Origin of the sequence: Gemmata algarum, from assembly GCF_034097035.1 — a bacterium.
In the GTDB taxonomy this organism is placed as follows: Bacteria; Planctomycetota; Planctomycetia; order Gemmatales; family Gemmataceae; genus Gemmata; species Gemmata algarum.
In genome coordinates, this window is record NZ_JAXBLV010000040.1 from 1 (window position 1) to 4,259 (window position 4,259).

4 protein-coding genes are annotated in these 4,259 nt (G+C 67.2%); 1 reads left to right on the forward strand and 3 read right to left on the reverse strand.

The window, feature by feature from the left end; translation table 11 throughout:
- Window positions 1-127: 127 nt before the first annotated feature.
- From R5W23_RS05745 to tnpC, 3 genes are all read right to left on the reverse strand, one after another.
- Window positions 128-631, reverse strand: a complete 504-nt coding sequence (locus R5W23_RS05745; protein ID WP_320685505.1) for a hypothetical protein — start codon at window positions 629-631, stop codon at window positions 128-130.
- An 89-nt stretch (window positions 632-720) separates the two neighbouring features.
- Window positions 721-1,764, reverse strand: coding sequence for a formylglycine-generating enzyme family protein (locus R5W23_RS05750; RefSeq protein ID WP_320685506.1), 1,044 nt, complete (start codon window positions 1,762-1,764; stop codon window positions 721-723).
- Window positions 1,765-2,239: 475 nt separating this feature from the next.
- A complete protein-coding gene (gene tnpC / locus R5W23_RS05755; protein ID WP_320685507.1) occupies window positions 2,240-3,670 on the reverse strand; it encodes an IS66 family transposase in 1,431 nt (476 codons plus the stop codon).
- Between the two features lie 101 nt (window positions 3,671-3,771).
- On the opposite strand from tnpC, the gene R5W23_RS05760 reads away from it, so the two are divergent.
- A complete protein-coding gene (locus R5W23_RS05760; protein WP_320685508.1) occupies window positions 3,772-3,951 on the forward strand; it encodes a hypothetical protein in 180 nt (59 codons plus the stop codon).
- Window positions 3,952-4,259 lie beyond the last annotated feature (308 nt).

A 4,259-nucleotide genomic window follows, 5' to 3' on the forward strand; every position in this document is an offset into this window, starting at 1 on the left:
CCCTACACCCCGGTGTCCGTAACCGGGCACCACGTCCACCACCCCGCACCCGCGCACGTGCGGCCAATCGTTCGGGCCGCGTGACCGTGGCTCGGGCCGCACACGTGACTCGCGCCCCGTACGTTCGCTACTTGAGTACCACCGCGATGCTGCCCAGGATCGACTTCCCATCCGGGCTCGGGTGGAACGACACCGTGGCCGTGTACCCATCCGCCTTCAGCAGGAACACCGACACGGCACGCGTGGCGTCGGCGTTGAGGGACGTGAGGCGGTCGGAGATCACGTAGCTGCCCTTCTTGCCCGCGCCGGTGACGATGTGGATCGTCTTCTCCTTGTACCGGTGCTCCACCCCGCACTTGTCGGCGTAGAAGTTCCACACCTCCTCGAACGTCCACCCTTCCAACCGGAACGACAGCGCCCCCACATCCGGTGCCTCCTTGGGCGACCCGCCGGTGGCCTCGAACGCCTTGCCCTTGCCCGCAACCTTGGGCTTCCACTCCTTGAGCACATCGTCCGCGGTGGCCTTCTTGGCGACCGCGGGCTGGCCCTCGGCACCGGCGACGGCAGCAAGGCGGCAACGATGGCGACGGCGACTCGGATCATGTTCGGCCTCGGGTGGTGGGACACGCAACGGGCGACGCCCACCAGCATGACCGATTCGTGACGGACTGCAAGCCGACGAAACGGTGTCCCGGAGAGTAGGCACGATCGGACCAGGGACTACTTGCTCGTCTCAACAACCTTGGGCCTCAGCCCCACGAGTTCGGGCTGTTCGCTCTCGGCGAGCACGACCCGGAACCCGATCACGTCCATGCGGGTGAGCCACCAGATGCTCTGCGGCTCGTTCGGGTCCCACTTCTGCCAGCTCTTGTCCGACACCCGCCGGGCGGCGCTGCGGCACTGCTCGGCCTTATCCGCCCACGACCCGCCGCGGGCCACGTGCGACCACCGCTGGGCCACCGGGACCGTTACCGGACTGACGGACAGTGGGCTCTTGGCTCGGGCCGAGTACTCGTCCGGGTCGTACTGGTCCAGGGTCCACTCCGCCACGTTCCCGTACATGTCGTGCAGGCCGAACGCGTTCGCCTTCTTGGTCCCGACCTTGTGGGTCGTGCCCCGCGGGTGGTCGGCGTCCGCCGAGTTGTCCTTGAACCAGGCGTACCGGCCCAGGGTCTTGGGGTCGGCGCCGAAGGCGTAAGCGGAGTCGGCCCCGCCACGCGCGGCGTACTCCCACTCGGCCTCGGTCGGCAGCCGGTACGCGCGCCCGGTCTGCTTCCGCAGCCAGTGGCAGTACATCATCGCGGCGTGGTGCGTCATGCACAGCGCCGGGTGCCCCTCGCGCCCGTGCCCGTAGGTCTCATCGACGTACGAGGCCGTCGGCCGCGTGATCGCGTCGGCGGCGCGATTGCGAGCCTGCAACTCGTCCGCGCTGGGGAACCGGAGGTCGGCCAGGAACAGATCGAACTCGTCCCAGGTGACCTCACACTTCCCCATCCAGAACGCGCCGACCCGGACCTTGTGACGCGGCCCCTCGTTCGCCTCCCGCCCCGGCTCCCGGTCGGGGCTCCCGATCGTGAATTCCCCGCCGGGGACGTACACCATGTCGAACGCGGCCTTCCGGGTCACGGCCGGGAGGCCGCCCTTGGGCCGGGTGACGAGCTCGACCGCCTGGGTGAAGTTCGCCCGCTTCGGCGGTGCAGGCGGTTCGGCGGCGGTCGCGAGTCCGGTCGCAAACATGACCGTGGCGAGCGTGCGGAAGAGCATACCAACTCCGTAGAGGGGCCAAGAGAGGTTGATGGTAACGCCATCCTGCCGGCCCGATCCAGATCCGCTTCTGTCGTGCCGCCCCTCCCCGCCAGTGTGACCGATCCGCCGCCGGACACCAGCCCGGCCCTTGCGTCCCGTACGCGGTTCCGCGATACTCTCCCCTTCCTGACGGGCGGCCAACGCGCTGTCCGGCTTCAGGCTCACGTGAGGGGTGCGGCGATGCGCGCGGCGTGGTGTGTGGCGGTGCTGACGTTTGCGGTTTGTCTGCTTGCGTGTGGCGGTGCGGGGAAGCGTAGCGGGGGTGATTCGGATACTGCCGTCGCTGCATCCCTGTCGAACGCGACTGAGGACTTCGAGTCCATTAAGCAGTGGTGCGAAGATGCTTACAAGCAGGATGCTTCCGAACTGAAAGCTAATCCGATCAGGGGAAAGGAGTCTCGCGCGTCCCACGAGCAACAAATTAAGTAATCCTTCAGCTTCCTGAATTGTCCCTCTCGGGCATCGGGGGCAATGTCCCGGTTGCGGCGTAGGTTCGCAGGGCGTCGAGGATCGCTGGCAGCGGGTCCAGGCCCCGGTTCCTGAGCGTCCGGCACACGCCCATCAGGATGCCCCGGGTCGCCGCCCCCCGCTCGCTTTGGTTCCCGAAACTCACCTTCCGCATCTGCACCGCCGGTCGCACCTCACGCTCCGCGTGGTTGTTGCTCGACGGCACTCCCTCGAACGCCACGAAGGTGAGCAACTGCTCGCCATACTTGTACAATCGCTTCGCCAGCCGCACGGCGTGCGGGTTCGACCAGTCGCCGACGCTCAATTCGACGATCCGGCCGTGAAGCCGCGACAGCTTCAGGTCGTACTCCTCCTCCGGCGTCACCCCGCGGGTCAGTTCCAACCGCACCGCGTCCCCGAAGACCCGCCGCAACCGCTTGGCGAACCCCGGCCAGTCACCGCCCGCGTGCGAACCCGCGTCCACCTCTTTCAACTCCCGCAGCAGGTGCGGCCAGCACTTCTGCTTGGTCCGCCCGACCGCGTCGTACGCCGCCCAGAAATCCGTCACCAGGATCCCGCCGAACTCCTCGACGAAGAACGGGTCGAGGGCCGGGTGACCGCGGGACTCGTCGATCCGGTAGTAGGTGGCGTCGGTCGTCGCGAAGCACCACCGCCACCACGTCCGGCCCTCGACCCGCCATCCGGTCTCGTCGGCGTGGAGGACGCCCGCGTCGAGGCCGCGGCGGTGGACCTGCTCGTACCACGGGCCCAGGACGGCGGCCAGGCGGTGCCACATCTGCGTCAGGCCGCCGTCGGTGATCGGGAGGTGCAGGTGGCCGTTGAAGACATCGACGATCTGCCGGGTGGTGACGCCCAACCCGTAGTGCAGCCAGGCCGACAGGACGACGGTGCGGTTGCCCAGGGTGCAGTTCGGCAGGGCGTCGGGGACCCGGGGTTCGACCTGCTTCTTGCAGCACGGGCACCAGTCGCGGTGGATCGTGTGTTCGGTCACCTCGGGCCGGAGGTCGTCGGGGATGTCCTCGACGAGCCGGGTGCGGGTGCGAGCGGTCCGGCTGAGTTCGCCGCCGCAGTCGGGGCAGGCGGGCAGTCGGTGCGACTCGTGGCGATCGACGCGTTCGGGTCGGGGGCGTGTGGCACCGGGGTGGCCGGGCACGGCACCACGCTTCTTGCGTCGGGGCTTGGCCGACGGCTTGGCGTCGGGTGGGACGGTTCCGGAAGGCGTGTGGGCACCGCCGGCGGGAGCGGGTGAGCCGAGGGTGGTGCTGAGTTGAAGGAGGAAGAAGATGGTGGCGGCCCGGTCACGCGGTAGCACGGCCTCGGCCTGGTCCGCGGTGAGGGTGCCGGAACGGAAGGCCGCGACGAAGGCGGAATCGAGAATCGGGGCCACGGCCGTCATGCCCGCGATTCTCGACAACCCGCCGAAAAGCGAAAGGCCAGTTCAGAAGTCTGAAGCGTTACCCTGCCGAGTTACTCGCCGAACCTGAACCTGATCGAGCGTTGTGGCGGTTCACCAAGCGGACGGCGATCGACGGGAAGTATCACCCAACGTTCGCCGACTTCCGGGCCGCCGTCCAGGACGTGTTGGATCGCATCCCGACGAATCACGCGGACAAGTTGGCTTCATTGATGACGCTCAAGTTCCAGGAGTTCGAGGATGTCTCACTCCTGGCCGCGTGAAGTATAATCACCCGGGCGACCGCTGACTCGCAGGCAGTCGATCGCCCGGGTGACGCTTCAAGGGTTCCCGACCCGGATGCGGTGGCGCCACTCTCCCTTTAGCGCGAACCGCTGACCGGTTGAAGCCCACGGTGTAGCAATCTTGTAAGAATCGCGCTCTGTTTCAACGCCAATTTATTACTGATGAAATGCGAGATATGCACTTTGTCACCTTACGCCGACTGAGAGTGGATTTGCTGCATAATTACCCGGACCCGACGCACACGCATTACCGCTTCACCCGTTACACTCGGAGAACACGGAGCGAC

Bases quoted from the DNA above. Each gene is read 5' to 3' on its own strand.
- R5W23_RS05750 (WP_320685506.1), bottom strand. From the start codon at position 1,764: ATGCTCTTCCGCACGCTCGCCACGGTCATGTTTGCGACCGGACTCGCG.
- tnpC (WP_320685507.1), bottom strand. From the start codon at position 3,670: ATGACGGCCGTGGCCCCGATTCTCGATTCCGCCTTCGTCGCGGCCTTC.